Origin of the sequence: Primorskyibacter sp. S187A (genome assembly GCF_049800955.1) — a bacterium.
Classification (GTDB): domain Bacteria; phylum Pseudomonadota; class Alphaproteobacteria; order Rhodobacterales; family Rhodobacteraceae; genus JAKVBH01.
This window is the reverse complement of sequence record NZ_JBNAGA010000001.1, coordinates 1,871,460-1,898,379: the sequence shown is the minus strand read 5'-3', so window position 1 is coordinate 1,898,379 and position 26,920 is coordinate 1,871,460. Positions and strand designations below refer to the sequence as shown.

22 protein-coding genes and 1 tRNA gene are annotated in these 26,920 nt (G+C 61.0%); 15 read left to right on the top strand and 8 right to left on the bottom strand.

Going from position 1 to position 26,920, the window contains the following annotated elements:
• Positions 1 to 179 precede the first annotated feature (179 nt).
• From ACP15S_RS09445 to ACP15S_RS09430, 4 genes are read left to right on the top strand one after another with little or no spacing between them, the layout of a single operon-like run.
• On the top strand, positions 180 to 1,784 hold the full coding sequence (locus tag ACP15S_RS09445; RefSeq protein ID WP_425039317.1) for a L,D-transpeptidase family protein: 1,605 nt from the start codon (positions 180 to 182) through the stop codon (positions 1,782 to 1,784).
• 26 nt (positions 1,785 to 1,810) lie between these two features.
• Positions 1,811 to 2,902 (top strand): UDP-3-O-(3-hydroxymyristoyl)glucosamine N-acyltransferase, encoded by a 1,092-nt coding sequence (lpxD, locus tag ACP15S_RS09440; protein WP_425039316.1) that lies wholly within the window; start codon positions 1,811 to 1,813, stop codon positions 2,900 to 2,902.
• Positions 2,903 to 2,934: 32 nt separating this feature from the next.
• Entirely contained in the window at positions 2,935 to 3,192 is a 258-nt protein-coding gene (locus ACP15S_RS09435) for an acyl carrier protein (protein WP_425039315.1), read from the top strand.
• On the top strand, positions 3,189 to 4,397 hold the full coding sequence (locus ACP15S_RS09430; RefSeq protein WP_425039314.1) for a beta-ketoacyl-[acyl-carrier-protein] synthase family protein: 1,209 nt from the start codon (positions 3,189 to 3,191) through the stop codon (positions 4,395 to 4,397). The genes ACP15S_RS09435 and ACP15S_RS09430 overlap by 4 nt, the downstream gene beginning before the upstream one ends.
• Positions 4,398 to 4,538: 141 nt before the next feature.
• On the opposite strand, the gene ACP15S_RS09425 is transcribed toward ACP15S_RS09430, so the two are convergent.
• From ACP15S_RS09425 to fabI, 8 genes are all read right to left on the bottom strand, one after another.
• Positions 4,539 to 5,531: an NAD(P)H-dependent flavin oxidoreductase gene (locus ACP15S_RS09425; protein ID WP_425039313.1), complete on the bottom strand. Its 993-nt coding sequence runs from the start codon at positions 5,529 to 5,531 to the stop codon at positions 4,539 to 4,541.
• A gap of 220 nt (positions 5,532 to 5,751) precedes the next feature.
• The gene (gene trpE / locus ACP15S_RS09420) at positions 5,752 to 7,263 is read right to left on the bottom strand and encodes an anthranilate synthase component I (RefSeq protein ID WP_425039312.1); all 1,512 of its coding nucleotides are present in this window, start codon (positions 7,261 to 7,263) and stop codon (positions 5,752 to 5,754) included.
• A gap of 16 nt (positions 7,264 to 7,279) precedes the next feature.
• On the bottom strand, positions 7,280 to 9,130 hold the full coding sequence (locus ACP15S_RS09415; RefSeq protein WP_425039311.1) for a peptidyl-prolyl cis-trans isomerase: 1,851 nt from the start codon (positions 9,128 to 9,130) through the stop codon (positions 7,280 to 7,282).
• A gap of 30 nt (positions 9,131 to 9,160) precedes the next feature.
• Complete coding sequence (locus tag ACP15S_RS09410; RefSeq protein ID WP_425039310.1) at positions 9,161 to 10,351, bottom strand: aminotransferase; 1,191 nt, start codon at positions 10,349 to 10,351, stop codon at positions 9,161 to 9,163.
• 59 nt (positions 10,352 to 10,410) lie between these two features.
• The gene (gene gpt, locus ACP15S_RS09405; RefSeq protein ID WP_425039309.1) at positions 10,411 to 10,929 is read right to left on the bottom strand and encodes a xanthine phosphoribosyltransferase; all 519 of its coding nucleotides are present in this window, start codon (positions 10,927 to 10,929) and stop codon (positions 10,411 to 10,413) included.
• 78 nt (positions 10,930 to 11,007) lie between these two features.
• The gene (locus ACP15S_RS09400) at positions 11,008 to 11,466 is read right to left on the bottom strand and encodes a LysE family translocator (RefSeq protein WP_425039308.1); all 459 of its coding nucleotides are present in this window, start codon (positions 11,464 to 11,466) and stop codon (positions 11,008 to 11,010) included.
• On the bottom strand, positions 11,427 to 11,609 hold the full coding sequence (locus ACP15S_RS09395; RefSeq protein WP_425039307.1) for a hypothetical protein: 183 nt from the start codon (positions 11,607 to 11,609) through the stop codon (positions 11,427 to 11,429). The genes ACP15S_RS09400 and ACP15S_RS09395 overlap by 40 nt, the downstream gene beginning before the upstream one ends.
• Before the next feature lie 49 nt (positions 11,610 to 11,658).
• Positions 11,659 to 12,465: an enoyl-ACP reductase FabI gene (fabI, locus tag ACP15S_RS09390; RefSeq protein WP_425039306.1), complete on the bottom strand. Its 807-nt coding sequence runs from the start codon at positions 12,463 to 12,465 to the stop codon at positions 11,659 to 11,661.
• 95 nt (positions 12,466 to 12,560) lie between these two features.
• On the opposite strand from fabI, the gene pdxH reads away from it, so the two are divergent.
• From pdxH to glmM, 11 genes are all read left to right on the top strand, one after another.
• The gene (pdxH, locus tag ACP15S_RS09385) at positions 12,561 to 13,166 is read left to right on the top strand and encodes a pyridoxamine 5'-phosphate oxidase (protein ID WP_425039305.1); all 606 of its coding nucleotides are present in this window, start codon (positions 12,561 to 12,563) and stop codon (positions 13,164 to 13,166) included.
• Positions 13,167 to 13,272: 106 nt separating this feature from the next.
• On the top strand, positions 13,273 to 13,803 hold the full coding sequence (locus ACP15S_RS09380) for a cold-shock protein (RefSeq protein WP_425039304.1): 531 nt from the start codon (positions 13,273 to 13,275) through the stop codon (positions 13,801 to 13,803).
• Positions 13,800 to 14,267: a DUF192 domain-containing protein gene (locus ACP15S_RS09375; RefSeq protein WP_425039303.1), complete on the top strand. Its 468-nt coding sequence runs from the start codon at positions 13,800 to 13,802 to the stop codon at positions 14,265 to 14,267. The genes ACP15S_RS09380 and ACP15S_RS09375 overlap by 4 nt, the downstream gene beginning before the upstream one ends.
• 62 nt (positions 14,268 to 14,329) lie before the next feature.
• Positions 14,330 to 14,406: transfer RNA gene (locus ACP15S_RS09370), tRNA-Pro, on the top strand.
• A gap of 557 nt (positions 14,407 to 14,963) precedes the next feature.
• Positions 14,964 to 18,626 carry a vitamin B12-dependent ribonucleotide reductase gene (locus tag ACP15S_RS09365; RefSeq protein WP_425039302.1) on the top strand — a complete coding sequence of 1,221 codons (3,663 nt, stop codon included), beginning with the start codon at positions 14,964 to 14,966 and terminating at the stop codon, positions 18,624 to 18,626.
• A 253-nt stretch (positions 18,627 to 18,879) separates the two neighbouring features.
• Complete coding sequence (locus ACP15S_RS09360) at positions 18,880 to 20,010, top strand: lytic murein transglycosylase (protein ID WP_425039301.1); 1,131 nt, start codon at positions 18,880 to 18,882, stop codon at positions 20,008 to 20,010.
• Positions 20,011 to 20,132: 122 nt separating this feature from the next.
• Positions 20,133 to 22,676: a putative PEP-binding protein gene (locus tag ACP15S_RS09355; protein WP_425039300.1), complete on the top strand. Its 2,544-nt coding sequence runs from the start codon at positions 20,133 to 20,135 to the stop codon at positions 22,674 to 22,676.
• A 164-nt stretch (positions 22,677 to 22,840) separates the two neighbouring features.
• Positions 22,841 to 23,494 carry a cell wall hydrolase gene (locus tag ACP15S_RS09350; protein ID WP_425039299.1) on the top strand — a complete coding sequence of 218 codons (654 nt, stop codon included), beginning with the start codon at positions 22,841 to 22,843 and terminating at the stop codon, positions 23,492 to 23,494.
• Between the two features lie 74 nt (positions 23,495 to 23,568).
• Complete coding sequence (locus ACP15S_RS09345; protein ID WP_425039298.1) at positions 23,569 to 24,498, top strand: dihydroneopterin aldolase; 930 nt, start codon at positions 23,569 to 23,571, stop codon at positions 24,496 to 24,498.
• A 27-nt stretch (positions 24,499 to 24,525) separates the two neighbouring features.
• Positions 24,526 to 25,563 (top strand): dihydropteroate synthase, encoded by a 1,038-nt coding sequence (folP, locus tag ACP15S_RS09340; protein WP_425039297.1) that lies wholly within the window; start codon positions 24,526 to 24,528, stop codon positions 25,561 to 25,563.
• Positions 25,553 to 26,899: a phosphoglucosamine mutase gene (glmM, locus tag ACP15S_RS09335; protein ID WP_425039296.1), complete on the top strand. Its 1,347-nt coding sequence runs from the start codon at positions 25,553 to 25,555 to the stop codon at positions 26,897 to 26,899. Before folP ends, glmM begins: the two co-directional genes overlap by 11 nt.
• Positions 26,900 to 26,920 lie beyond the last annotated feature (21 nt).

Genomic DNA, 26,920 nt, shown 5'->3' with positions numbered 1-26,920 from the left:
CAAGCCAATTCGGCAAAAAACTGCGCAAATGGGCAAACCTGTGGCCCAAAGGCGCATTTTCGTCGCCTGTGCGCACCATGCCTGTAGAGTTTTACGAACTCGTTAAAATGTGAATTGCAATGGAAGGGCTGGCCGGGCTCATTTGGTGTACTGGTTTGTAACCACCGTTGGGGAACGTAATGACGCGAGTTTTTGAACAGGCCTGTCGCCTGCCGTTCGTTTTTGCTTTTTATCTATTGATGCTGACCGCATTTGCGGCACCGACGCCGGCTGCAGCGCAGTTTACGGCGTTCAAACAATCGCTTGCGGAAGCCGCCGCTGCGGACCGTGATGTCGCCGCGTTTTATCGCGACAACAAGTTCAAACCGATCTGGACAGGCCCCGGCGCACGCGACCGGGCGCGACGCACGGCATTGATCGAAGCGCTCAGCGCAGCATCGCTCCATGGCCTGCCGCAGGCCTCTTATGATGTTGAGGGCTTGAAAGCCAAGATGAAGGCGGCGCGCGGGGCACAGGATCGGGCAGCCCTTGAGGTGGAGCTGTCTCAGGTTTTCCTGCGCTATGCGCGCCACATGCAAACCGGGGTGCTGACACCTTCGAAAATCGATCCTGGCCTTGTCCGGACCGTGCCGCTGAGGGATCGGCTGAGCTATCTGACCAACTTCGCCAAGTCCTCGCCCCGCGGCTTCTTTCGCGCGATCATGCCACAGACGCCGGAATACGGCCGTTTGATGAAAGCCAAGATGCAGCTGGAAAAATCGCTTGCGCAGGGCGGTTGGGGCCAACGCGTGCCGGCCAAATCGCTCAAGCCTGGCCAATCCGGCGATGCGGTTGTGGTCTTGCGCAATCGTCTGGCCGCCAAGGGCTATCTCAAACGCTCCGCCTCCGCGCGCTATGACGATACGCTGCAAAAGGCAGTGCAGGTCTTTCAGGCCGATCACGGGCTTGAGGCGGATGGCGTTGCGGGCCCTGCGACCATCACGGCCATCAACGCCTCCGAAGTGGAGCGCCTGCAATCGGTCATCGTGGCCATGGAGCGCGAACGCTGGCTCAACCGCCCGCGAGGCGAGCGTCATATCCTCGTCAACATCACCGACTTTACCGCGCGCGTGATGGACAATGACAAAGAGACGTTCAAGACACGCGCCGTTGTTGGCAAGAATACATCCGACCGCCGCACGCCGGAGTTTTCCGACGTGATGGAGCATATGGTCATCAACCCGAGCTGGAACGTGCCGCGCTCGATCACGACGAAAGAATACCTTCCCAAGATGCGTGCCAATCGCAATGCGGTCAGCCATCTGGAGGTCGTGGACAATCGTGGCCGTGTCGTGCCGCGCTCAGCGGTCAATTTCTCGGGCAGCTTCCCCTACCGTCTGCGCCAGCCTCCGGGCACAAAGAACGCGCTGGGGCTCGTGAAGTTCATGTTCCCCAACAAGTACAACATTTATCTCCATGACACGCCTGCCAAGAACCTCTTTGGCCGCGATGTCCGTGCCTACAGTCATGGCTGTGTGCGTCTGGCAGAGCCGTTTGAGTTTGCCTATACGCTGCTCGCGAAACAGGAAAATGACCCCAAGGGCTATTTCCATTCCGTTCTGGATACGGGGCGCGAGACTTACGTGAACCTCGACGCGCCTGTGCCGGTGCATATCATCTACCGGACGGCCTTCACCGATGCGAAGGGCCGCGTGCAATATCGCAATGACATCTACGGCCGGGACGCGCGCATCTGGAATGCATTGCAAGCGGCTGGGGTTTCCCTTCGCGCGGTTCAGGGGTAATCCTCGCCTCCAATAACGGAGGTGGCATGGCCTACACGGTGAAAGAGATTGCAGCGGCGCTGGGGGCGGACGCCTTCGGTGCCGTTGACGTGTCGATTGAGGGTGTGGCGGAGCCTGCCGATGCGCGCGATAGCGATCTTGCGCTGGCCATGAAGCCAGAGTTTGCCCAGCAGATCAGCGAAGGCGCCGCTCAGGCCGCCATGCTCTGGGATGGCGCAGACTGGCAGGCGATGGGCCTCAAGGCTGCCATCACAGCACCCCGCCCGCGTTTTGCCATGGCGGGCCTCAGCGCCATGATGGATGCGGGGCAGGGGTTTGCTCCGGGTGTGCATCCGTCTGCGATCCTCGATCCGAGCGCGGAGATTGGCGAGGGGACGCAGATCGGGCCCGGTGCCATCATCGGTCCTCGCGCAAAGATTGGCGCGGGGTCCGTCATCGGGCCACTCTGTTTTGTGGGCGCAGATGCCCAGCTGGGCGCGCGGGCTTACCTGCGGGAACATGTCTCGATCGGGCGCGGCGTGCAGATCGGCGCGGGCTTCATCGCGCAACCGGGCGTGCGTCTGGGCGGCGACGGGTTTTCCTTCGTGACGCCTGAGGAAAGCGGCGTCGAGCGGATGCGCGATACACTGGGCGATCAAGGCGAGATCACGCGGCAAAGCTGGGCGCGGATCCACTCGCTGGGCGGTGTCGAGATTGGCGATGACGTGGAGCTTGGCGCCAATGTCTGCGTCGACAACGGGACCGTGCGCGCCACGCGCATTGGCCACGGCGTCAAGGTCGATAACCTGACCCAGATCGGCCATAACGTGATCATCGGGGACGATTGCCTGATCTGTGCGCAGGTGGGCATCGCGGGCTCGTCGCGTCTGGGGCGCAATGTGGTTCTTGGCGGGCAGACCGGCGTGTCGGACAATGTCTTTATTGGTGACAACGCCATCACCGGGGGGGCCACGAAGGTCTTGGCCAATGTGCCCGCAGGCCGCGTCATGTTGGGCTACCCGGCCACGAAGATGTCGAGCCAGATGGAAACCTACAAGGCGCTGCGCCGCCTGCCGCGCCTGTTCCGTGACGTCGCATCCTTGCAAAAGGCGGTTTTCAAGGGCGGGGACAGTGACTAAATCAGCCCCAAGTCAAACCAGTGGGGTGCGCCATGGACGTGCGTAGCAAAGTCATTGAGATCATCGCGGAACAAGCGGTTCTTGAGCCCGAAGACGTGTCCGACGACAATACACTGGAAGATCTGGGCATCGACAGTCTGGGCCTCGTCGAGAGCATCTTTGCCATCGAGGAAGCTTTTGACATCTCCGTGCCCTTCAATGCCAATGATCCCTCCGAGAGTGACTTTGACATCTCATCGGTCAAATCGGTGATCTCGGGCGTGCAAAAGCTCGTGGATGAGGCCGCGTGAAACGGGTTGTTATCACCGGCGCGGGCACTATCAACGCTCTGGGCGGCGATGTGCCCACGACGCTGGAGGCCATGCGCGAGGGGCGTTGCGGCATAGGCGAGATCACCATCCGCGACGTGGACCGGCTGGCCATCCGGATCGGCGGTCAGGTGCGCGACTATGACCCCGAGGCGCGGTTCAATCGCCAGCAATTGGCGCTCTACGACAGGTTTACCCAGTTCACGCTGATCGCCGCGCGCGAAGCGCTGGCGCAATCGGGGCTGCAATTCACAGGCGAGCTTTCGGCGAAATCCGGTGTCGTGCTCGGCAATTCGGGCGGGGGGATGAACACGCTCGATGACAATTACCGCACGGTCTACGAGGAGGGCAAAAACCGCGTGCATCCGTTCGTCGTGCCGAAACTGATGAACAACGCGGCCGCCTCCCATGTCTCGATGGAGTTCAACCTCAAGGGACCAAGTTTCACGGTCTCAACGGCCTGCGCCTCGTCCAACCATGCCATGAGCCAGGCCTTTCAGCTGGTCCGCTCCGGCATGAGCCTTGCGATGATCACGGGCGGCTCCGAGAGCATGTTGTGCTTTGGCGGTGTGAAGGCCTGGGAAGGTCTGCGCGTGATGTCCAAGGACGCCTGCCGCCCCTTCAGCGCCAATCGCAACGGCATGGTGCAGGGCGAGGGTGCCGCGATTTACGTCTTTGAGGAATACGAGCATGCCCGGGCGCGCGGGGCCGAAATCCTTGCAGAAGTGATCGGATTTGCCATGTCGTCGGACGCCGCAGACATCGTCATGCCCTCCAAGCAAGGCGCGGCGCGCGCCATCGCGGGTGCCGTCGCCGACGCTGGAATCAACCCCGAAGAGGTGGGCTACATCAATGCCCATGGCACAGGCACGGCGGCCAATGACAAAACCGAATGCGCCGCCGTGGCGGATGTCTTTGGCGCGCATGCGGACCGGCTGATGATGTCGTCCACCAAGTCGATGCACGGCCATTGCATCGGCGGGACGGGCGCTGTGGAGCTGCTGGCCTGCATCATGGCCTTGCGCGACGGGGTGGTCGCCCCCACGATCGGCTATGAAGAGCCTGACCCCGAATGCGCGCTCGACGTGGTCCCGAATGAGGCGCGGGAGGCGGACGTCTCCGTGGCGCTCTCCAATGCTTTTGCCTTTGGTGGGCTGAATTCAGTGCTCGCGCTGCGGAAGGTTTGAGGCGGCGGATCTACGGGTTGGTTGGCGTTATGCGTCGGGTTTGCGGACAAAGCCGCCAATTCGCTGCGACTGCGCCAATGACCGCTTTGAAAAACAGCACCAGATAATCTCGCCGTCTGCGCGTGACCTGTTGATCAAGAACTAAAGCGCAGTTTGTCCGCTGCTCAGCAGCCCTTTGGCAGTTTGGTAGATCTCATCAACAATGTCGACTGCAGACTTTATCTCTCGCACCAGTGAGACGCCCTGTCCGGACCAAAGTGACATCGCCTCGACGTCGCCAGATGTCTCAGGCAGAGGTGTGTAGCTTTGATAACGGACTACTGGATCACCATTGGGACGTTGCCCAATCTGCTCTCCTTCATTTGGCCGTTTTCCGGGTGCGGAACACCCCTTGTCAATCCAATCTTGGGACGTCGAATTGGTTAGGGCTCGATGAGGCGCATCCGGCCAAGCAACATCATAAAGATTATGTGCCCACTGCGTGTCAGCCTCCGAAGCCTGCAGAATTCGATTTCGATAGACATCGTGGATTGTCGCCTCAGAACTTGCCAAAAATCGCGTCCCGATCCAGACGCCTGATGCGCCGAGCATCATGGCGGCCGCCATCCCGCGCCCGTCAGCGATACCGCCCGCAGCGACAACCGGGACGTCAACCGCATCAACGACAGCTGGTACCAGTGCAAACGTCGACACTTTGCCCCAGACATGGCCGCCAGCTTCCCATCCTTGAGCGACAATCACGTCCGCACCAGCGTTCGCCGCCGTTCGTGCTTCCTCGGCAGTCCCAACACTGGATAACACAGTCAGACCACCCGCTTTTGCGCGTTCAATAGCTGACGGTTCCATCCCCCAAAATAAAGACACGCCATGCACGCCCTTGGCGATGCACATCTCCAACTGATCCTCGTACGGGAATGACAGGTTCAGATTGACTGCGAAGTTCCTATCCGTCAGTTCCCGAAGCTCGTCTATGCCCGCACCGACTTGCTCTTTCGATTTGCCCCAAAGTGGTATGACACCGTATCCGCCCGCATTACAGACTGCGGCGACCAAGTCGGGCCCTGCGGCTCCCGCCATCGGCGCAGACAATATGGGCTTTTCAATGCCTAGGACTTCCCAAAGGTGCATCTTCATAGTCTTTTCAAAATACCATCCCGTTCATTGACCGCTCGTTCAGGGAATATGTCAATGGTCAAAAGCGGACGCTGGTCGGGCGCGCAGCATCGGTGACTTTGGGCTCAAAGCAGACAGTCGAACCAAGCACGGAATGGGCTCAAGACACATCGGCGGTCTTCTTTGGCCACTAATGCGTAGACCGGCTGCACCGTAACCAAACGGGCACATGTTGCGCAGCTCACTGGTTCCCCGAACCCACAAACCGGGCGGCATCCAGAGCGGCGGCGCGGATGGCGCGGGACTTGGCGACGCATTCTTCATGCTCGGAGAGCGGGACAGAATCGTAGACGATCCCGGCACCGGCCTGAATGTAGAGCGTCTCATCCTTGACCACGGCCGTGCGCAGGGCGATGCACATGTCCATATCACCGCCCGCCGAGAAATAGCCCACGCCGCCGCCGTAGATGCCCCGCTTTTCGGGCTCCAGCTCGTCGATGATCTCCATGGCGCGCACCTTGGGGGCACCTGAGACGGTACCCGCGGGCATGCCTGCAAGGAAGGCAGAGAGCGCGTCCTCGTCCTCCGACAGCTCGCCCACCACGTTGGAGACGATATGCATCACGTGGGAATAGCGCTCGATGATGAATTCTTCCGTTGGGCGCACGGTCCCGATCTTGGAGACCCGGCCCGCATCGTTGCGACCCAGATCGAGCAGCATCAGGTGTTCTGCCAACTCTTTCTCATCCGCCAGAAGATCGGCGGCCAGCGCATTGTCTTCCTCTGGCGTCGCGCCTCTGGGCCGTGTGCCCGCGATGGGCCGCACGGTGACTTCATTGCCAAAGACACGCACGAGGATCTCCGGACTCGCGCCCACAACCTGAAACCCGCCGAAGTTGAAGTAGAACATAAACGGCGAAGGGTTCGTGCGCCGCAGCGAGCGGTAGAGCGCGAAGGGGGGCAGGGGAAAGTCCTGCCGCCAGCGCTGGGAGGGCACGACCTGAAAGATATCGCCCGCGCGGATGTAATCCTTGGCGGTCTCCACGGCCGCCATGAAGCCCTCGGGCGTGAAGTTGGACACCGCGTCGGGCAGGTCCACCGCTTCGCCCAGATCGCGCGTCTCGGTGGGCATCGGCCGCTCCAGATCACGCACCGCATCCATCACGCGCTCGGCGGCCTGCGCATAAGCCGCGCGGGCCGATTGCCCGTCATTGGCCCAGACGGGCGAGACTATGATCACTTCGCCCTTCACCCCATCGAGCACGGCCACAACCGTCGGGCGCATCATCACCGCATCCGGCAGGCCAAGCGTATCGGGGTTCATATCCGGCAGATGCTCGACCAGCCGGATCATGTCATAGCCCAGATACCCAAAGAGCCCGGCAGAAGCCTGCGGCAGCTCGGCAGGCAGATCGATATGGCTTTCCGAAATCAGCGCGCGCAGGCTCTCCAGCGGCGAGCGTGCGTCGTCCTCAAAGGCATCGCCATCAAAACGCGCCTGCCGGTTCACGCGTGCCGCGTCCCCGTGGCACTGCCAGATCAGGTCGGGCTTCATGCCGATGATCGAATAGCGGCCACGGACTTCACCGCCTGTCACGGATTCCAGCACGAAGGCATCGCGCTTGGCCCCGGTGAGCTTGAGCATCAGCGAGACCGGCGTGTCCAGATCGGCGGCCAGACGGGTATAGACCACCTGATTGCGACCCGCGTCGTAGCCTTCGCTGAAGGCATCAAAAGAAGGGGTCAAGGCCATGGCGTCTGATCTTTGCTTATTGGAAGTTCACGTTGACGGCGTTGAGCGCCTGCTGATCAATCTGCAACCCGGCGCGCTGTTGAATGTCGCGGGCGAGTGCTTGGAAGAGGTCCTGCGCGATGGAGCCTTCGCTTTGTTGCTGTAGGGCCGTGGCGAGTTCGGCGGTGTCGCCGTCCGCGCGGTCGGGCGCATTGATGGCATCGAGGCGGATCACAATCGCTTCCGTGCCCTCACCGGGGATTGCCGTTGTCCCGCCGTTCTCGAGCGCAAACACGTCCACGAGCGTCTCTGCAGGCAGATCGATGAGCAGGCCGCGCCGGGTCTGGTCGCGGCGCGCCAGAGGCTCGAGCCCGAGCGCTTCGAAGCTGCGCCCTTCGGAGAGCAGGCCTGCCATGCGTTCGGCCTCTTCGAGAACCTCGTTGCGCGTGGCCTCAATCGTCCAATCCTCGAAGACACGTTCGCGCACCTCATCCAGAGTTTGGGGCCGTGGCGGGATGATCTCATCCAGACGCATCGCAAAGACACCACCATCACCAAGCGCCAGAATTTCCGGGAAATCATCTTCCGTCACGCTCAATGCTGCGGCGCGGAAGGCATCATAGGCCGCGATCCCGTCGGCGGTCGCGGTCGTCCAATTGATCTTGCCGAATTCCATATCGGTCTCTTGCGAAAGCTGCTCGAGGGTGGCGCCCCCGGCCAGCAAGTCGTCAAGATCCTGCACCAGCGCCTCGACGGCGCGCCGCGCCCGATCCTGTGCGAGCGCTTCGCGCAAGAGCGGGGTGGCCTCTTCGAGAGATGTCTCCTGGGCCGGCAGAATGCCGTTGATGCGAAAGAGGGCAGGGCCCAAATCCGTGTCGAATGGCCCAACAACCTGACCTTCGTCAGCATCGAAAACAGCCGCCGCGGCATCGCCCAATGTATCCCGTGTGACATCGCCCAGATCGACATCCGCCAAGGTGAGATCGCGGCTCTCGACAACGGCCTCAAAGGTGGTCTCGCCCGTGTCGATCTGTGCGCGGGCCGCATCGGCAGCGGCGGCATCAGGCATGACCAGGCGTTCGACCAGACGGCGTTCGGGCTGCACGTATTGGCTGCGGTTGGCCTCGTATTCCGCGCGCAACGTCGCCTCGTCGATCTCGACCGTATCGATCAGCATCTCCGGGGTCAGCCAGGCATAGGTCAACACGCGCGTCTCGGGCACGGTGTAGAGCGCTGTATTGGCGCCGTGGAAGGCGGCCATTTCGGCATCCGTCGGCGCGGGAACCGGCTCTTGCAAAACGTCATCTGTCAGCCGCGCAAAGGTGAAGTCGCGTGTCTCTGCCACGTAGTCCAACAGCGTCGTCGTGAAGACATCCGGCATGGTGTTGCCGCTGATCACAGCGCCTTGCAGGATCGTGCGCGCGGTCTCGTTGCGCAGGTCTTCCTCGAATTCGGCCTCGGAAAACCCGTTGTTTTGCAGCGCGAGCGAATAGGCTTCGCGGTCAAACTGTCCATCGATGCCCTGAAAGGCGCTCAAGCCCACGATCTCGCGGCCCAAGCGTTCATCGGAGATGGAAATCCCCATCTCGCGGGCTTCATTGTCGAGAGCGGCGGTCGTCACAAGCTGGCTGATGATGCGATCAATCACACCAGCCTGTTGGAGATCGCGAAAGCTCACGGCCTGTCCGGCCTGCGCGGAAAGCGTGCGCAGCTCCTGCTGCACGGCGCGGGCGTAATCATCGACTGTGATGACTTCATCTCCGACCGACCCCACGGTGCGCACTGTGCCCGAGAGATTGGTCGCGCCAAAACCCGCAAGACCCACAAAAAGAAGACCCATCAAAATCCAGACGAATGTCTTGCCGATACCGCCAGTTTTGCCCGCCATGGTGATCCCTCTGCCTGTGGTGGCAACTGTCTAAGCGGGCGCGGGCGGAGGGGCAAGCGCTTGCAGGCGCTCATACAGGGTTTTGATGCCCTCCGCGTCGATATTTGCAAAGGCGATGCGCAATCCTTTTGGCCCGCGTGGATCGCCTAGGGGGCAAAACATCGTGCCCGGGAGCGCCAGGATATGCGCCTCGTTCACCAGGTGCTTGGCCAGCACATCAGAAGGCACATCAAAGGGATGCTCCATCCAGGCGAAATACGCGCCAGCGCTGGCCAGTCGCCAGCCTTGCGCGTGCAGAGGAGAAAAGCCTGCTCTGATCGCATCGCTCCGCGCGAGGATTTCCTGTCGTTCGCCTGACACCCAGTCTTGCAGCTTTTGCATGCCCCAAAGCGCGGCCTTCTGGCCCAGTTGCGAGGGGCAAATGGTGACCGTATCGAGAAACTTTTCCGCCTCTGCCAGCAGTTCAGGTGCTGCCACCATCGCGCCCACGCGGTGCCCCGTCAGCCGGTAGGCTTTGGAGAACGAGTAGAGCTGGACCAGAACCTGTGTCCACATCTCGCGCTGGAACAGAGTGTGCGGCGCGCCGCTGCGGCTGTCAAAGTCCCGGTAGGTCTCATCTACGATCAGCTTCAGCCCGTGACGTGCGGCGAGATCGTAGAGCCCATCCAGAAGAGTGGCGGGATATTCCGTACCCGTCGGATTGTTGGGCGAGACGATCGCGATCGCCCGCGTCCGTTCGGTGATCAGCGCCGCAGCATCGTCAACGCCGGGCAACATATCTGGCCCGCAGACCAAAGGCACAGCGCGCACGCCCGCCATATCGAGCCACATTTTGTGGTTGAAATACCAAGGCGTGGGCAGAATGACCTCGTCACCCTCCGAGCACAGAGCGGAAATGCTGGCGGCAAAGGCCTGATTGCAGCCCGATGTGATGCCCACAGTCTCAGCCGCGATCTCCGCGCCGTAAGCCGTGCTCCATTGTGTGGCGACCTCCGCGCGAAGTGCGGGCAGGCCCAGCACGGGTCCGTAGAGATGTGTGTCCGGCTCGCGCAAGGCGCGCGCCATTGCGTCCTGCAGGGGCGGGGGCGGTGGATCAACCGGCGCAGCCTGACTGACGTTCAGCAGCGGCCTGTCTGCGGGGAAAGTCTTGCCCGCTATCCAGCGGCGCGCTTCCATGACAGGGGGCGCAAAGGTTGTCTGCGTTCTCGACATGATGCGCATTCCTTACCTTGGGGTGTCAGCGAAATCGTGAGGCGCAGGCGCGCGCAGACTGCATGCCCTCAATCGGTGCCGCGATAGGGCTCCACATATTGCAGGGCCATATCCCATGGAAAGAAGATCCATGTGTCCTGGCTCACGCCGGTGATGAAGGTATCAACCTGCGGCTCGCCTTGCGGCTTGGCGTAGACAGTTGCGAAATGCGCCTTGGGATAGAGATGCCGGACAAGCTCCAGTGTTTTGCCGCTGTCCACCAGATCGTCCACGATCAGGACACCTTCGCCGTCGCCCATAAGGTCCGCGTCGGGGCTCTTGAGCACTTCGGCTTCGCGCCGCTGATCGGCCTTGCCTCCGCCGGAATGGTAGGACTTTACCGAAATCGTGTCGACCGTGCGCACATCAAGCTCGCGGGCCACGATCATCGCAGGGGCCATACCGCCGCGTGTGATCGCCACGACAGCGCGCCATGCCCCGCTATCCGGGCCGCGCCCATCCAGCCGCCAGGCCAGCGCCCGTGCATCGCGATGCAATTGATCCCAGGATATGTGAAATCCCTTTTCATGGGGCAGTCTATCGGCCATCTGTCGTCTCCCTCGGCGCCGCGCAATTGACCGCAATTTGCCAGAGCGCGCGTGGCTGCGCCAGAGGATAAGCGCGCCCTAGCGCTGAAAGAGCAGACGTAGCCCCAGAAGCCCGAGAATACCCGCGGCAATTCTGTCAAACACAGTCTTCATGCGCAGATACCGGCGCGACACCGCGTCGGTGGACAGCATGAGGACCAGCCCCACGCCCACAAAAAATTCCACAACCAGATGGTTCAGCACGATGAACGCCTTCTGCGCCACAGAAAGCTCCGGCGGGAAGACCACGATGAGAACGGCGGCAGCAAAGAGCACTGATTTGGGGTTGGCCAGATTGACGAGGAGACCCCCGAGAAAAGCCCTGGCTACAGGCCGAGGCGGCGCGCCGAGCGGGTCGCGTGCGTGTTTCCACGTTTGCCAGGCAATCCAGATCAGATAAAGCGCGCCTGCGGTTTTGATGATCACGTAAGCGGGCGGCACAAGCGCGAAGAGCGCGTTCAACCCAAGCAAAGCCGCCGCGGTCCAGAGCGCGGCCATGGTCCCAAGCCCAGAACGGTGAAGATCCCGGCGCGCCGCCCCTCCGCCAGAGTCGTTCGAATGAAATAGAGCATGGCCGGCCCCGGCGACAGGATTGCCGCAAGAAGCGTGATGTTGAAGGCAACGAGATGTTCCCAGCCCATTCTGCGCGCTCCTTGTTCTCCCGACGTTTGACTGACGGCGCCGCGGACGTCAGCCTTTGGAGATGTCGGGCGCGTCCACGGCCTTCATGCCCACCACATGATAGCCCGCATCCACATGAAGGTTCTCGCCTGTAACGCCGGAGCCCAGATCCGAGAGCAGGTAGAGTGCCGACTTGCCGACGTCTTCGATGGTCACATTGCGGCGCAGCGGCGAGTTGTATTCGTTCCACTTCATGATGTAGCGGAAATCACCAATGCCGGAGGCGGCGAGGGTTTTGATCGGACCGGCAGAGATCGCGTTGACGCGGATCCCGTCCTTGCCCAGATCTTCGGCAAGGTATTTGACCGACGCCTCCAGCGCCGCTTTTGCAACGCCCATGACATTGTAATGCGGCATGACTTGCTCGGCGCCGTAATAGGTCAGCGTCAGCGCGGAGCCCCCGTCAGACATCAGCTTCTCGGCGCGCTGCATGATCGCTGTGAAGGAATAGACGGAGATGTCCATTGTCATCATGAAATTGTCGTGCGAGGTATCCACATAGCGGCCACGAAGTTCGTTTTTGTCAGAAAAACCAATGGCGTGTACGACGAAGTCAATCTTGCCCCAACGGGCTTCAATGGCTTCAAAGAGCGCATCGACGGATGCGGCGTCCGAGACGTCGCAGGGGACTACGAAATCGGAGCCCAATCGCTCGGCCAGCGGACCCACACGCTTGAGCAATGCATCGCCCTGATAGGAGAAGACCAATTCCGCGCCTGCATCCGCACAGGCTTGGGCAATACCCCAGGCAATCGATTTGTCATTGGCAAGGCCCATGATCAGCCCGCGTTTGCCTTGCATCAACCCGTTTGACATGAGCTCACTCCCGCACATCTTGTTCTGCGCTTCCCGGTTATGCCAAAGGGGGAGCGGTCGCAAGACGTCAACTCGACCCAAGGGAAAGCAGAACCATGACGGAACGTACAGGTATTTTCGCGGGAGATGATCCGTTTGAGATCGTTCGCCGCTGGATGGCAGAAGCGCAGGAGCGCGAGATCAACGATCCCAACGCCATTGCATTGTCAACGGTTGATCCCGATGGGCTGCCCAATGCCCGCATGGTGCTGCTCAAGGATGTCGAGGAAGATTGTTTCATCTTCTATACCAATTATGAGAGCGCCAAGAGCAATGAGATTGCCGCCTCCGGCAAAGCGGCGTTTGTCATGCATTGGAAAAGCCTCCGGCGGCAGATCCGCGTGCGGGGGCTGGTGCAGAAGGAAGACGGGGAGAAGGCGGATGCCTATTACGCGTCGCGTTCGCTCAAGTCCCGTCTGGGGGCCTGGGCGTCTGAGCAATCGCGTCCTTTGAGCTCGCGGGCGCACCTGATGGCAGAGGTCGCGAAGATCACGGCGCAGAAGGGGCCGAACCCTGATCGGCCGCCATTTTGGGGCGGCTGGCGCATCACTCCTCTGGAGATAGAATTCTGGGCTGATGGCGCCTTTAGGTTGCATGACCGTTTTGTGTGGAGACGCGAAACTGACGCTGATGCGTGGCAAATTTCGCGTTTGAACCCTTGAATTTCACGTTACGTGAACGGAAATCGGCCTAAAATACAGCGATTTGGGCTTGCAAGACCTGCCATCTGGGTGGACACTTGTGTGGGGATAAAAGCTGAGTAACGTTTTGCAACGCACACTAGAAAATGTACGAGAGGTCAAAGGTCGCGTAAAATGGTTCGACCCGGTGAAAGGGTTTGGTTTCGTGGTGTCCGAAGAGGGCGGCCCCGACATCCTTTTGCATTCGAATGTTTTGCGCAACTACGGCCAGAATTCCGTCGCTGACGGCGCGCTGATTGATATCAGGGTGCAGGAGACGCCACGCGGCGTACAGGCTGTGGAAGTGGTGACCATTGAGCCGCCACAGGATGCCGTGACGCCGCCACTCGCGGACTTTGAAGACATCGATCCATCACGCTTGGCGGAGGCCCCTCTGGAGCCGTCGCGGGTCAAGTGGTTCGACAAGTCCAAAGGGTTTGGCTTCGCGAATGTCTTTGGTAAGCCGGAAGACGTGTTTTTGCATGTCGAGGTGCTGCGCCGGTCGGGTCTCGCAGATCTGCAACCGGGCGAAGCGCTGGCCTTGCGGGTCATAGACGGCAAGCGCGGGCGGATGGCGGCGGAAGTGTGTGCCTGGGAGTTGGCCACAAAAGGCGCATGATCCGGACCTGTCTCTTCTCGATTGGACTGTCGCTGCTGGCGGCGGGCGAGGCTGCGGCCTGTGCCATGGAGAAAATCACGCTCCGGGGCGCCTATGGCGCGGCCACCTTCGACGTGGATCTTGCGGTGACGCCGCAAGAGCGCGGGCAGGGTCTGATGTTTGTCGAAGAGATGGCTGAGGATCGCGGCATGCTCTTCATCTTCGAGAGCCCGCGCGCGCTGACCTTCTGGATGAAGAACACCCTGATTCCGCTCGACATGATCTTCATCACCGAACGTGGGGTTGTGCGGCATGTGCACGAGAACGCCATTCCGCATGACGAGACGACGATTCCCAGCAATGGCCCGGCCCTGGCGGTTCTTGAGATCAACGGGGGCCTGTCCGGCGAGATCGGGATAGCGGCGGGCGATCTGGTGCAACATCCGCTCTTGCCGCAAGACAAAGCCGCCTTGCCATGTGATTAGCAGCAGAGCTGCGCACTTTCTCTCTTTTCATCGCGGGCTGTGGGCGCTAAACCGCTCCTCGTCGGGGCGTAGCGCAGCCTGGTAGCGCGACGGTTTTGGGTACCGTAGGTCGCAAGTTCGAATCTTGCCGTCCCGACCATTCTCCAAAATTTTGAGCAAAACAGCATAACGCCACCCGTAGTGTGTTTTTTGTGTTTCGCATGGTTTTTCCACCATATGTAGTGTTGCGCCCCTGTGGATAACTTCATCCAAAGCATGACTGGCCGGGGCTAAGTCTTTGTATCTTTCACAAAACTGTCATCTGCCCCTTGGCGCTGCATTGTGGATTGAACTGTGGCTGAATCACCCGCTGTTTCGGCCGCCTGAAAAAGCCTGCATGCGTCAACAGGAAAACATGCTCCGTTAACCAAAAAAATCCGTTGACCAGACCCTAAAATTTGCGCCAGTTTGTGGCCACTGACGGAGGCGACCACAACATATAGTGTATCACAGGATGCAAGATGGTTGGGTTCCTTCTCGAGTTGGGACGAAACACTTCTCACCATATGGGCTGGCAACAGCTCTGTTGTGCGGTCCGCAATAGGGCCACCCAGCGCGCACTCACGCGCTGTGGAAGAGCGTGTGTGTCTTTGAGGTGCGGGCGATCCGCGATGACTAGAGAGACCGGGCTGAGACCCGAAAACAGGGCAAAAAAAGATGAAAATCGAAAGACGTTTTACCAAGGCAGGACAAGACGCATACGCCGAGATCGACTTCGTCACGACGGCATCTGAAATCCGCAACCCCGATGGCACGATTGTGTTTCGGCTCGACAATGTCGAAGTGCCGAGCTCGTGGAGCCAGGTGGCCTCTGACGTAATCGCGCAAAAGTACTTTCGCAAAGCGGGCGTTCCCGTTGCGCTCAAGAAGGTGGAAGAAAATGCGGTCCCGTCGTTCCTGTGGCGCTCCGTCCCGGCCTCCGATGATACCGAGACCACGGGCGAGACATCGTCAAAGCAGGTCTTTGACCGCCTCGCAGGCGCGTGGACATACTGGGGCTGGAAGGGCGGCTACTTCTCAACGGAGGAAGACGCGCAAGCCTATTTTGACGAGATGCGCTTCATGTTGGCCACGCAGATGGCCGCGCCCAACTCGCCGCAGTGGTTCAATACAGGCCTGCACTGGGCTTATGGCATCGATGGACCGGGTCAGGGCCACTATTACGTGGATTATCAGACGGGTGAACTGACGCGTTCGACCTCTGCCTATGAGCATCCGCAGCCGCACGCCTGCTTCATCCAGTCGGTTGCCGATGATCTGGTTTCCGATGGTGGTATCATGGATCTTTGGGTCCGCGAAGCGCGGCTCTTCAAGTACGGCTCCGGGACGGGAACCAACTTCTCCTCGCTGCGGGCGGCCAATGAAGCGCTCTCGGGCGGCGGCAAATCTTCCGGCCTGATGGGCTTTCTCAAGATCGGTGACCGCGCGGCGGGCGCCATCAAATCGGGCGGCACAACGCGCCGCGCAGCCAAGATGGTGATCTGTGATGCTGATCACCCCGACATCGAGGAATTCATCAACTGGAAGGTCAAGGAAGAGCAGAAAGTCGCCTCCATCGTCGCGGGCTCCAAGATGCACGAGAAGATGCTCAACGGCATTTTCGACGCGATCCGCAGCTTTGATGGCTCCGAGGAGGGCGCTTACGATCCCAAGGCCAATGATGCGCTGAAAGCGGCCATCCGCGCTGCCAAAGGCGTCATGATCCCCGAGACCTACATCAAACGCGTGCTGGACTACGCCAAGCAAGGCTATGCCAGCATCGAATTCCCGACCTACGATACGGATTGGGATTCAGAGGCTTACGCGTCGGTCTCCGGGCAGAACTCGAACAATTCAATCCGCGTGACAAACGCGTTCCTCGACGCCGTGAAGAATGACCAGCCCTGGGAGCTCATCCGTCGCACAGATGGCAAGGTCGCCAAGACGATCTCCGCACGCGAGCTCTGGGAGCAGGTGGGTCATGCGGCCTGGGCCTGCGCCGATCCCGGCATCCAGTTCCACGATACCGTGAACCAGTGGCACACATGTCCTGAGGATGGCGAGATCCGCGGCTCGAACCCGTGCTCGGAATATATGTTCCTTGACGATACGGCCTGTAACCTTGCCTCCATGAACCTGCTGCAATTCTACAAGGACGGCGCGTTCCAGGCAGAAGACTATATGCACGCCACACGCCTTTGGACGCTGACGCTCGAAGTCTCTGTGATGATGGCGCAATTTCCCTCCAAGGAGATCGCGCAGCTGTCTTACGACTTCCGCACGTTGGGTCTGGGCTATGCCAATATCGGCGGTCTGCTCATGAACATGGGCTACAGCTACGATTCGCCTGAAGGCCGCGCTCTGTGCGGGGCGCTGACAGCGATCATGACAGGTGTCTCCTATGCAACCTCTGCTGAGGTGGCGAGCGAGCTGGGTCCGTTCTCGGGCTACAAGCGCAACGCCAAGCATATGCTGCGCGTCATGCGGAACCACCGCAACGCGGCCTATGGCGCAACGGATGGGTATGAGGATCTCACGGTGAAGCCCGTGCCGCTCGATCATGCCAACTGCCCCGATGCGCGTCTTGTAGAGATTGCCATGGGCGCCTGGGATGAAGCGCTGGCGCTGGGGGAGAAGCATGGCTACCGCAATGCGCAATCCACCGTGATCGCGCCCACAGGCACCATCGGCCTCGTGATGGATTGCGACACGACCGGCATCGAGCCTGACTTCGCCTTGGTGAAGTTCAAAAAGCTTGCAGGTGGTGGCTACTTCAAGATCATCAACCAATCCGTGCCAGCTGCTCTGGAAAAGCTGGGCTACGGCTCGGCCCAGATCGAAGAGATCGTCTCCTACGCTGTAGGACATGGTTCCATCGGCAACGCGCCGGGCATCAACCACACCTCGCTCATCGGCCACGGCTTTGGCCCCAATGAGATCGAGAAAGTGGAAGCGGCGCTGGAATCGGCTTTCGACATCCGCTTCGTCTTCAACCAGTGGACGCTGGGCGAAGAGTTCTGCACCAATGTGTTGGGCATCCCGGCTGAGAAGCTGAACGACCCGACCTTCGACCTGCTCCGTCACCTCGGTTTCTCCAAGGCCGATATCGACGCGGCGAACGACCATGTCTGCGGGACGATGACACTGGAAGGGGCGCCGCATCTGAAAGAAGAGCACTACGCGATCTTCGATTGCGCCAACCCCTGCGGCAAGAAGGGCAAGCGGTTCCTCTCCGTGGAGAGCCACATCACCATGATGGCCGCCGCACAGAGCTTCATCTCGGGCGCGATCTCCAAGACGATCAACATGCCCAATGACGCCACGATCGAGGATTGTCAGGCGGCCTATGAGCTCAGCTGGTCGCTCGGCACCAAGGCCAACGCGCTCTACCGTGACGGCTCCAAGCTCAGCCAACCGCTCGCCGCAGCCCTCGTGGAAGACGACGAAGAGGCGGCAGAGGTGCTCGAGACGGGCACCCAACAGGAGAAAGCGCAGATCCTGGCGGAGAAGATCGTTGAGAAGATCGTCGTCAAGGAAGTGGCCCGCGGCCGCGAGAAGATGCCGGATCGCCGTAAGGGGTACACCCAAAAGGCTGTGGTCGGTGGCCACAAGGTCTACCTCCGCACCGGCGAGTATGAGGACGGCAATCTCGGTGAGATCTTCATCGACATGCACAAGGAAGGCGCAGGCTTCCGTGCGATGATGAACAACTTCGCCATCGCGGTCTCCGTCGGTCTTCAATACGGCGTGCCGCTGGAAGAGTTCGTCGATGCCTTCACCTTCACCAAGTTTGAGCCTGCGGGCATGGTGCAGGGCAATGACAGCATCAAGAACGCGACCTCGATCCTCGACTATATCTTCCGCGAACTGGCGGTGAGCTATCTGGACCGGACCGATCTCGCCCATATCAAGCCCGAAGGTCAGAGTTTTGACGATCTGGGGCGCGGTGAGCAGGAAAGCGTGGCCAATGTCTCCGAGCTCTCCGAGACAGCAGCGACCAAGTCGCTCGAAGTGCTCAAGCAGATCAGCTCCACAGGCTATTTGCGCAAGCGCCTGCCGCAGGAGCTGGTGGTGTTGCAGGGCGGGGCCGATGATGCGGTGAGCGCGCTGCAAACGCTGGTCCCTGAGACGATGGATGCGGGCGCGGTGGCGGTTGCTGCCTCAACCACAACCACGTCGATTGCATCGGGCACCGTCGCGACCTCCATGGACGCGCGGACCAAGGCAAAGATGCAAGGCTATGAGGGCGAGGCCTGTGGCGATTGCGGCAATTACACGCTGGTGCGCAATGGCACCTGCATGAAGTGCAACACCTGCGGCGCAACAAGCGGATGCAGCTAAGAGACGTGCCGGGCACCCAAGGCCCGGCATGAGACACGGGGCGCGCGAGCGTGCCCCGCGCGGATCAAGCCGCAGGCAAAAACACATCTCGAGCGGTGAACCAATCGAGCTTGATCAGCAAAACTGAGGGGGTTTCGGCCCCCTCTTTTTCTTTTGCAACAGGCGCCGGATATCGCGCAGTCCTCTCAAAGGGGATTTTCCTTTGCGGCCGTGCAGCCTAGCCTTGTGAGCAAAGCAGGTAAGAGGTGAAGCCATGAGACTGAACAGGCGTCTTTTTTCATTGGGGCTTGGCGCGGTGGTGCTGTCGGGCTGTGCCAGTGGCGGCACAGGTCGGGCGCGGCCTGCGGGTGGAGCCTCAGGCTTGCCCGCTGATCTGCGCCCGCAGCGCAATGCGGGCTATGATGCCTGGGTGCAGGATTTTCGCCCACGGGCACAGGCGCAGGGCATTTCGCAGCGCACACTCGATCAGGCCTTTCGCGGCGCGGGGTTCCTGCCCGGTGTTGTCAAACGGGATCGCAATCAGACCGAGTTCAAACGCACGTTGGAGGATTATCTCGCAATTGCCGCCTCGGACAAACGCATTGCCATGGGGCGCGAGATGTTTGCGCGCCACCGCCGGACCTTGTCTGCGATTGAGGCGCGCTACGGCGTTGATCCCTCCATCATGACAGCCATTTGGGGGCTGGAGAGCTTTTATGGCACGCGGATGGGCGACATTCCGGTGATCTCGGCAACCTCGACATTGGCCTTCGAGGGGCGGCGGGGCCGCTTTTTTGAGGCGCAGCTTATGGATGCGCTCCGGATCATTCAGGCGGGGGACATCCCGGCGGCGCAAATGCGCGGCTCCTGGGCGGGCGCCATGGGGCACACGCAGTTCATCCCGACGACTTTCACCGGCTATGCGGTCGATTTCGATGGCGACGGGCGGCGCGATATCTGGAATGCCGATCCCGCTGACGCGCTGGCCGGCACTGCCAACTACCTTGCGCAGCGCGGCTGGCAGCGGGGCGGGGCCTGGGCGCAGGAGGATCCCGGTGGTGCGTTTGAGCCGCAGGCGGGTGGCCCGCGGTTTACGCTGGGTCCCAATTTCCGCGTTATCAAACGCTACAACAATTCCGACAGCTACGCGATTGGCGTGGGTCATCTGGCGGATCGCATTCGCGGTGCGGGCCCCCTGCGGGGTCAATTCCCGCCCGATGAGTTTGGCCTGACCAAGCAGGACCGGGTCGCGCTGCAGCAGGGGCTGACGCGGCGCGGCTTCGATGCAGGTGAGGCCGACGGGATCATTGGCACGCAGACCCGCACGGCCATCGAAGGGTTCCAGCGCCGAAACGGTCTGCCTGTCACGGGCACGCCGTCTCGCGACTTGTTGCGCCGTCTCTGACACGGCAAGGCAAGCCGGACCGTCTCCGTGGGCCCACATGGGGCGCACCCTGTGACATGCGCGCCCTTTACCAAGGGCCGCGCACATCGCTATGCTTTGCTGCGATAGCCCGGGACAGCGCAATGCTCACCAATAACCCCCACATCACGCCCATCACGGCGGATGCGCCCATGAAAGCCGACACGCATGGCGGACGGGCCAAATGCTTGCAGCGTTTGGTGCGGATGGATCTGCCAGTGCCGGCCACGGTCGCCTTGAGCTTTGATGCCGTGCACCGGATCGCCAATGGCGAATTGCCAGATATCGAGAAGATCGTCGCGCAATTCCCTGAAAATGCTCTGCTGTGTGTCCGCCCGTCGTCTCAGGATCCGGATTGGGGCGGACCGGGGGCCATTTTGAACATCGGCATGAATGATGCCCGATTTATCGAATATTCCGAGGCATTGGGGCGCGATGCTTCTGCTGCGCTCTATACCCGGTTTGTGGAAGCCTATGCCGTGCATGTGGCCCGGCTGGATCCTGACATGTTCGATGATATCACGTCGGACGGCGCCAATGCCCTGAGCGAAGCGCTGCGGGCCTATGAGGATGAGGCCGAAGAGGCCTTTCCGCAAGACCCGGCGGTACAGCTTTCCGAGGTGCTGCGCTCCATGGCGCGCGCCTGGGAGGGGACCTCGGCGCGTCTTTTGCGTCAGGCCAAAGGCGCACCGGCGGATGCGGGGCTTGGGCTCGTGGTCCAGCAGATGGCTCTTGGTTTGGGCAGCTCCGAGACGGAAACCGGCTCTGGTGTGTTGCAATTGGTCGATCCCGAGACCGGCATGCCGCAGATCACCGGACGCTATCTCTCGCAATCGCAAGGCCGCGATGCCTTGGGAGAGGGGGCGGAGGCGCTCTATCTGACGCAGGATGATCGCGGCCCGTCGCTGGAAGATACGGTGCCCGATGTATACGCGGAGATCATCGCCCATGCGCGCGCCATGCGACGCAAGCTTCGCGAGGAGATGCAGGTCGAGTTCACTTTGCAGGACGGGCGCGTGCATATTCTTGATGGTGTACGCGTGCCGCGGTCCAACCGGGCGGCCCTGCGGATCGCGGTCGCTCTGGCGGAAGACGGGATTATCTCCAAACAGGAAGCCGTGATGCGTATTGAGCCGCGTGCGCTCTCTGAATTGCTGCATCGACAGATCGACCCGGATGCCTACCGCGACGTAATTGGCTCAGGCATTGCCGCAAGCCCCGGTGCGGCATCAGGCCGGATCGTGTTCTCGGCGGCGGCGGCGCAGGCCTCGGCCTCTCGGGGCGAACCGGCCATTCTGGTGCGACGGGAAACCTCACCGGAGGACATTCGTGGCATGCAGGTCGCAGCCGGGGTCCTGACCGAGCGCGGCGGTATGACATCACACGCGGCCGTGATTGGCCGCGGTATGGGTTTGCCCTGTGTCGTAGGAGCGGCGCGTATGTCGTTCAATTTGCGAAAGAAAGTTATTGTCTCGGAAGATGGTCGCCGCTACGGCGAAGGCGACATGATCACGCTCGACGGGGCTGCGGGGCAAGTGCTGGACGGTGCGCCGCCCATGCGCGAGGCCGCGTTGGATGAGGCCTTCACAAAGTTCATGTCCTGGGCGGATGCGGAGCGCGATATCGCGGTGCGCGCCAATGCCGACACGTTGGCCGATGCCGCTCTTGCGCAGCGATTCAAGGCCGAAGGCATCGGCCTGTGCCGCACCGAGCACATGTTTTTCGAGAACGAACGCCTGACCGTCATGCGCGAGATGATTTTCGCAGACAGCGTGCAGGACCGGCGCGCTGCGCTGGATCGTCTGTTGCCGATGCAACGGCAGGACTTCACAGAACTCTTCCGTATGATGGCAGGCGCGCCGCTGACCATTCGCCTCTTCGACCCGCCGCTGCATGAGTTTTTGCCGCATGACAAGACCGGGATGCGGCAATTGGCGGAAGCGCTTGACCTGCCTGTCTCCGACGTTGAGCGACGGGTGGAGTCACTTGCGGAATACAATCCGATGCTGGGGCTGCGCGGGGTACGCGTTGGCATCACCGTGCCTGAAATCTACGAAATGCAGGCCCGCGCGATTTTTGAGGCGACGCTCGCGGTGAGCACGGAGCAGGCGCCTGTTGTGCCGGAGATCATGATCCCCTTGGTTTCGGCGCGTCGCGAAGTCGAGCTGGTGCGCATGGGGCTGGATGCCGTTGCAGCGGCCGTGCGCGCTGAGCAGGGGCGTGATTTCACCTATCATGTGGGTGTCATGGTTGAGACCCCGCGTGCCGCACTTCGGGCCCGCGAGATCGCCGCGCAGTGTGATTTCCTCAGTTTTGGCACGAACGATCTCACGCAGATGACCTACGGGCTGTCTCGCGATGATGCGGGGCGGTTCATGTCGGATTATGTGCAACGTGGTGTCTTTGAGGAAGATCCGTTCCATGTGCTTGATGCCGAAGGCGTGGGTGAATTGCTCGAGATCGGTGTCGCGCGGGCGCGAGAGGCCAAACCGCAGGTGCTGTTGTCGATCTGTGGCGAGCACGGTGGCAATCCCGAATCAATTCACATCTGCCGCGAGCTCGGCTTTAGCTATATCTCCTGTTCTCCGTTTCGCGTTCCGGTTGCGCGCCTTGCCGCCGCCCAATGTGCAATCGCTGACAAGATGTAGTGGCGCGGAAATCTGTGCCCCCTAGCTGGAGGTGTCTTGATGTGCTGCGGCCACAGGCCGCTTGTCTGCGCGCCCAGCTTGGCTGGACTTTTGTCTTAATTTTGCCTTAACACGTGGCGTTGAATTGCGGCGCCTGGGGCCGCATCCACCTTCGGAGCTTGTTGATGCGACCGATTACGAGCTGCCTATTTGCACTCTCTGTGGTGCTCTCGCCGATTGCCGCGATTGCGGAGCCTGTCACGGGGACGGCGCAGCGTTTGCTGGCTGTTGAGGACGCGGGCATTGCGCGCGTGCCCGGGGCGACGATGAAACGGGTGCTGGCGCCCAAGGAATCCCTGCGTCCGCAGGCGGCGGGTCCGCGCATCAGTTTCACGCGTGAATGGCTGGCCGCGCAGCCCAAAGTGAAGGGCGGAGCAGAGTGGCGTTGTCTCGCGGAGGCGCTGTATTTCGAAGCACGGGGTGAAAGCATCAAGGGGCAGGCTGCGGTTGCTGAGGTCATCCTGAACCGTGTGGATCATCCGCGTTTTCCAAATTCGGTTTGTGGTGTGATCAATCAGGGCACTGGCAAACGCTATGCCTGTCAGTTCACCTATACCTGCGATGGGCGGCCGGAGAGGATCAACGAGCCGCGCGCCTGGGAGCGGGTTGGCAAGATTGCCCATGTCATGCTGAACGGCGCAAAGCGGACCCTGACGAAAGGGGCCACGCATTACCACACGACGGCCGTTCGCCCGAATTGGTCACGCACCTACACCCATACAACGACGGTCGGAGTTCATAAATTCTATCGTCATGTCTGGCGCGTATCGTCCAACTAACGCATAAGATTGCATCGCAATGACGCGGCCGGGCTCTGTTCGGCGCACCGCATGCATATCGAGGACCAAGCGACGTGACCAACGACATACACCTTGCTTTTGCTCATCCCTCCGAGCGTGCTGCGGCCACGTCCGTAGCGCCGTTGGACCGGATTTCCCTGCGCGAACATATCGTCGATGTAGAGATCGGCGCGTTTCAGGCAGAACGTGGGACAACGCAGCGTATTTGTTTCAACGTCGTGGTGGAGGTTGTTCCGATCGCGGATCCGCTGGCCGATGATGTCGATACGATTTTGAGCTATGATCGGATAACCGAGGCCATCGCACATGAGCTGGCGGCCGAGCGGCTGAACTTGCTGGAAACGCTGGCCGAGCGCGTGGCGGACCGTGTGTTGCTCGAGCCGCAAGCCCAGAGGGTGTTTGTGCGGATTGAAAAGCTGGATCGCGGCCCGGGTGCGCTTGGGGTTGAAATCGTGCGTGCGCGCGATGACCTCAAGCCCGAGATCGTGGAAGCGCTATCAGAGGCGAAACCCCATCCGCGTGTGGTCTATCTGTCCAATGAAGCGATTGCATCCGCGCATTTGACGACCTGGATCGACTGGCTGCAACAGCAGGAGGCCCCGGTGATCTTCTGCGTCGGCCTGCCTGACACACAGCGCCTGACCACGGGCCATGCGATGACCCAGCGGCGGATCGATCTGCTGTCCATCGAGCAAAATGGCTGGTCGCTGGCCGCGCGTGATGCGCGGTGCGTCGTCGTGGATACCCGCACTGAAATCGACTGGGGCATGAAAAATGACCAGATCAGCCTTTGGGCGCCTTCGAAGATCGTGCTGGATGCTGTCGAGGGTCCCAAGACCCAGCCGCGCGATGCTGTGGCGCTCGCCGCCTGGCTGGCCGATACGCTGGATGCGGAAGAATTTCTTGTGATCGGCGAGAATGCGCCCGAACACATGCGCGGCCCGGTGCGGATCGTGCCTGCCACGCGCGCTGCGCTGGATTGAATAACTTCCTTGAATTAAAGACCTAATATGTCCTCTTTTAAACCGTATCGGCGTTACTACAGGCCACTTGTGCAGCAAGGCCCCGTGCGCCAGCCTGGCGCGGCCCTTCTCGCAGGCGGGCCTTTGTGGTTCACCCATGCGGAGGTGTTGAGCCGGGACGAGCCGGCTCGGATCGTGCCTGTCGAGGCGGTGCATTCGCGTATGCTCACTTGCCTGACCGCGCCGCGCGCGCCGATTGCAGGGCTCATGATGGATCAGGTGCGGATCATGGGCATTTTGAATGTCACGCCTGACAGTTTCTCGGATGGCGGGGATCATCACGGCGCAGCGCATGCTGCTGCCCATGGGATGACGATGGCCGCCAATGGCGCGGACATGATCGATATCGGTGGCGAGAGCACGCGGCCGGGCGCTTTGGAGGTGCCGGTTGAGGCCGAGATCGCGCGGGTTGAGCCCGCCGTCACGGCGCTGGCCAGCCGCATCAACGTGCCGATTTCGATTGATACCCGCAAAAGTACGGTAGCGCAGGCCGCCGTGGGCGCGGGCGCAAGCATGGTCAATGACGTCTCCGGTTTCACATTTGATCCCGAGCTGGCCAAGTTCTGCGCATCCCATCATCTGCCTGTCTGTATCATGCACACGTCCGATATTCCCGAAGTCATGGCGAGCAAGACGGATTACGACAATCTGTTGTTGGATATCTATGATTTCCTCGGCGTGCAGATTGCGCGCGTGCAGGATCTGGGCATACCGCGCGCGCGGATCGTCATCGATCCGGGATTGGGGTTCGGCAAAACCGGTGCGCAGAACCTGCGTTTGATCAACAATCTGAGCCTGTTTCACGGCCACGGGGTCCCCATTCTGATCGGGGCGTCGCGCAAGGGCTTCATTCGCGATATTGGCAAGGCGCAGGATCCCAAGAGCCGCATGCCGGGCTCCATTGCGGTGGCATTGGCGGCAGCGGGGCAGGGCGCGCAGATCTTGCGGGTCCATGATGTGGCAGAGACCAAACAGGCGCTGCGCCTGTGGGCAGCCGTCAGAGATGGAGAGAGCCATGGCGCGTAAATACTTTGGAACGGACGGCATCCGGGGGCGCGCGAATACAACGCCCATGACAGCTGAGCTTGCGCTGCGTCTGGGTGCGGCTGTGGGGCGGTATTTCCGGCGCGAAGCCTCCGGGGTTCACCGGGTCGTGATCGGCAAGGACACGCGGCTGTCCGGTTATATGTTTGAGAATGCGCTGACGGCGGGCCTGACGTCCACGGGTATGAATGTGCTGTTGCTGGGGCCTGTCCCAACGCCTGCGGTGGGCTTGCTGACGCCGTCGATGCGTGCGGATCTGGGCATCATGATATCGGCATCGCACAACCCGGCGGCAGACAACGGCATCAAGTTTTTCGGGCCCGATGGCTTCAAACTGTCCGATGATGTGGAAAGCGAGATTGAAAAGCTTGTCGAGGAAGGCGTCGATCTGGTGGATGCCAATGAGATCGGCCGCGCGCAGCGGATCGATGACGGGCTTTTCCGTTATGTGGAACGGGTGAAATCATCCTTTCCCGCAGGCATGCGCCTGAATGGGATCAAGGTTGTCGTGGATTGCGCCAATGGCGCGGCCTATCGCGCGGCTCCGGAAGTTCTTTGGGAGCTGGGCGCGGAGGTGGTTCCTGTGGGGGTGTCTCCCGACGGTCTCAACATCAACCGCGATTGCGGCTCGACCAAACCTCAACTGGCGGCAGAAACCGTTGTGGCCCATGGGGCGGATATCGGCATTTGCCTCGATGGCGACGCGGATCGGATCATCCTGATCGATGAGACGGGCGCCGTGGCCGATGGCGATCAGATCATGGGACTCTTCGCCTCCAGATGGGCCGAAGAGGACCGTTTGGCAGGCAAGACGCTTGTCTCCACAGTCATGTCGAACCTTGGGCTTGAGCGTTATCTGGGCGATCAGGGGATCGATTTGCACCGCACCGGCGTTGGCGATCGTTATGTCGTGGAGGCAATGCGGGCCAATGGGTTTAACCTCGGCGGTGAGCAATCGGGCCATATCGTCATGACGGATTACGCCACGACCGGAGATGGTTTGATGGCGGGTCTGCAATTTCTTGCGGAGATGGCGCGCTCTGGTCAAAGGGCGTCTGAGCTGGTGCGTGTCTTTGAGCCTGTGCCGCAGCTCCTGAAGAATGTGCGTTACACAGCTGGTCAGGTGCCTTTGGAGATGGCGCAGGTCAAGGCTGCTATTGCGGAGGCGGAAGCCGCGCTTGAGGGGCAGGGCCGCTTGCTCATCCGGAAGTCCGGCACAGAGCCTTTGATCCGCGTGATGGCGGAATGTGAGGATGCCGGTTTGATGGAACGCTGTGTCGACAGCGTGGTGGCCGAGGTTGACGCGGCGACCACATGAAAAAACCGCCCCTCGTAAGAG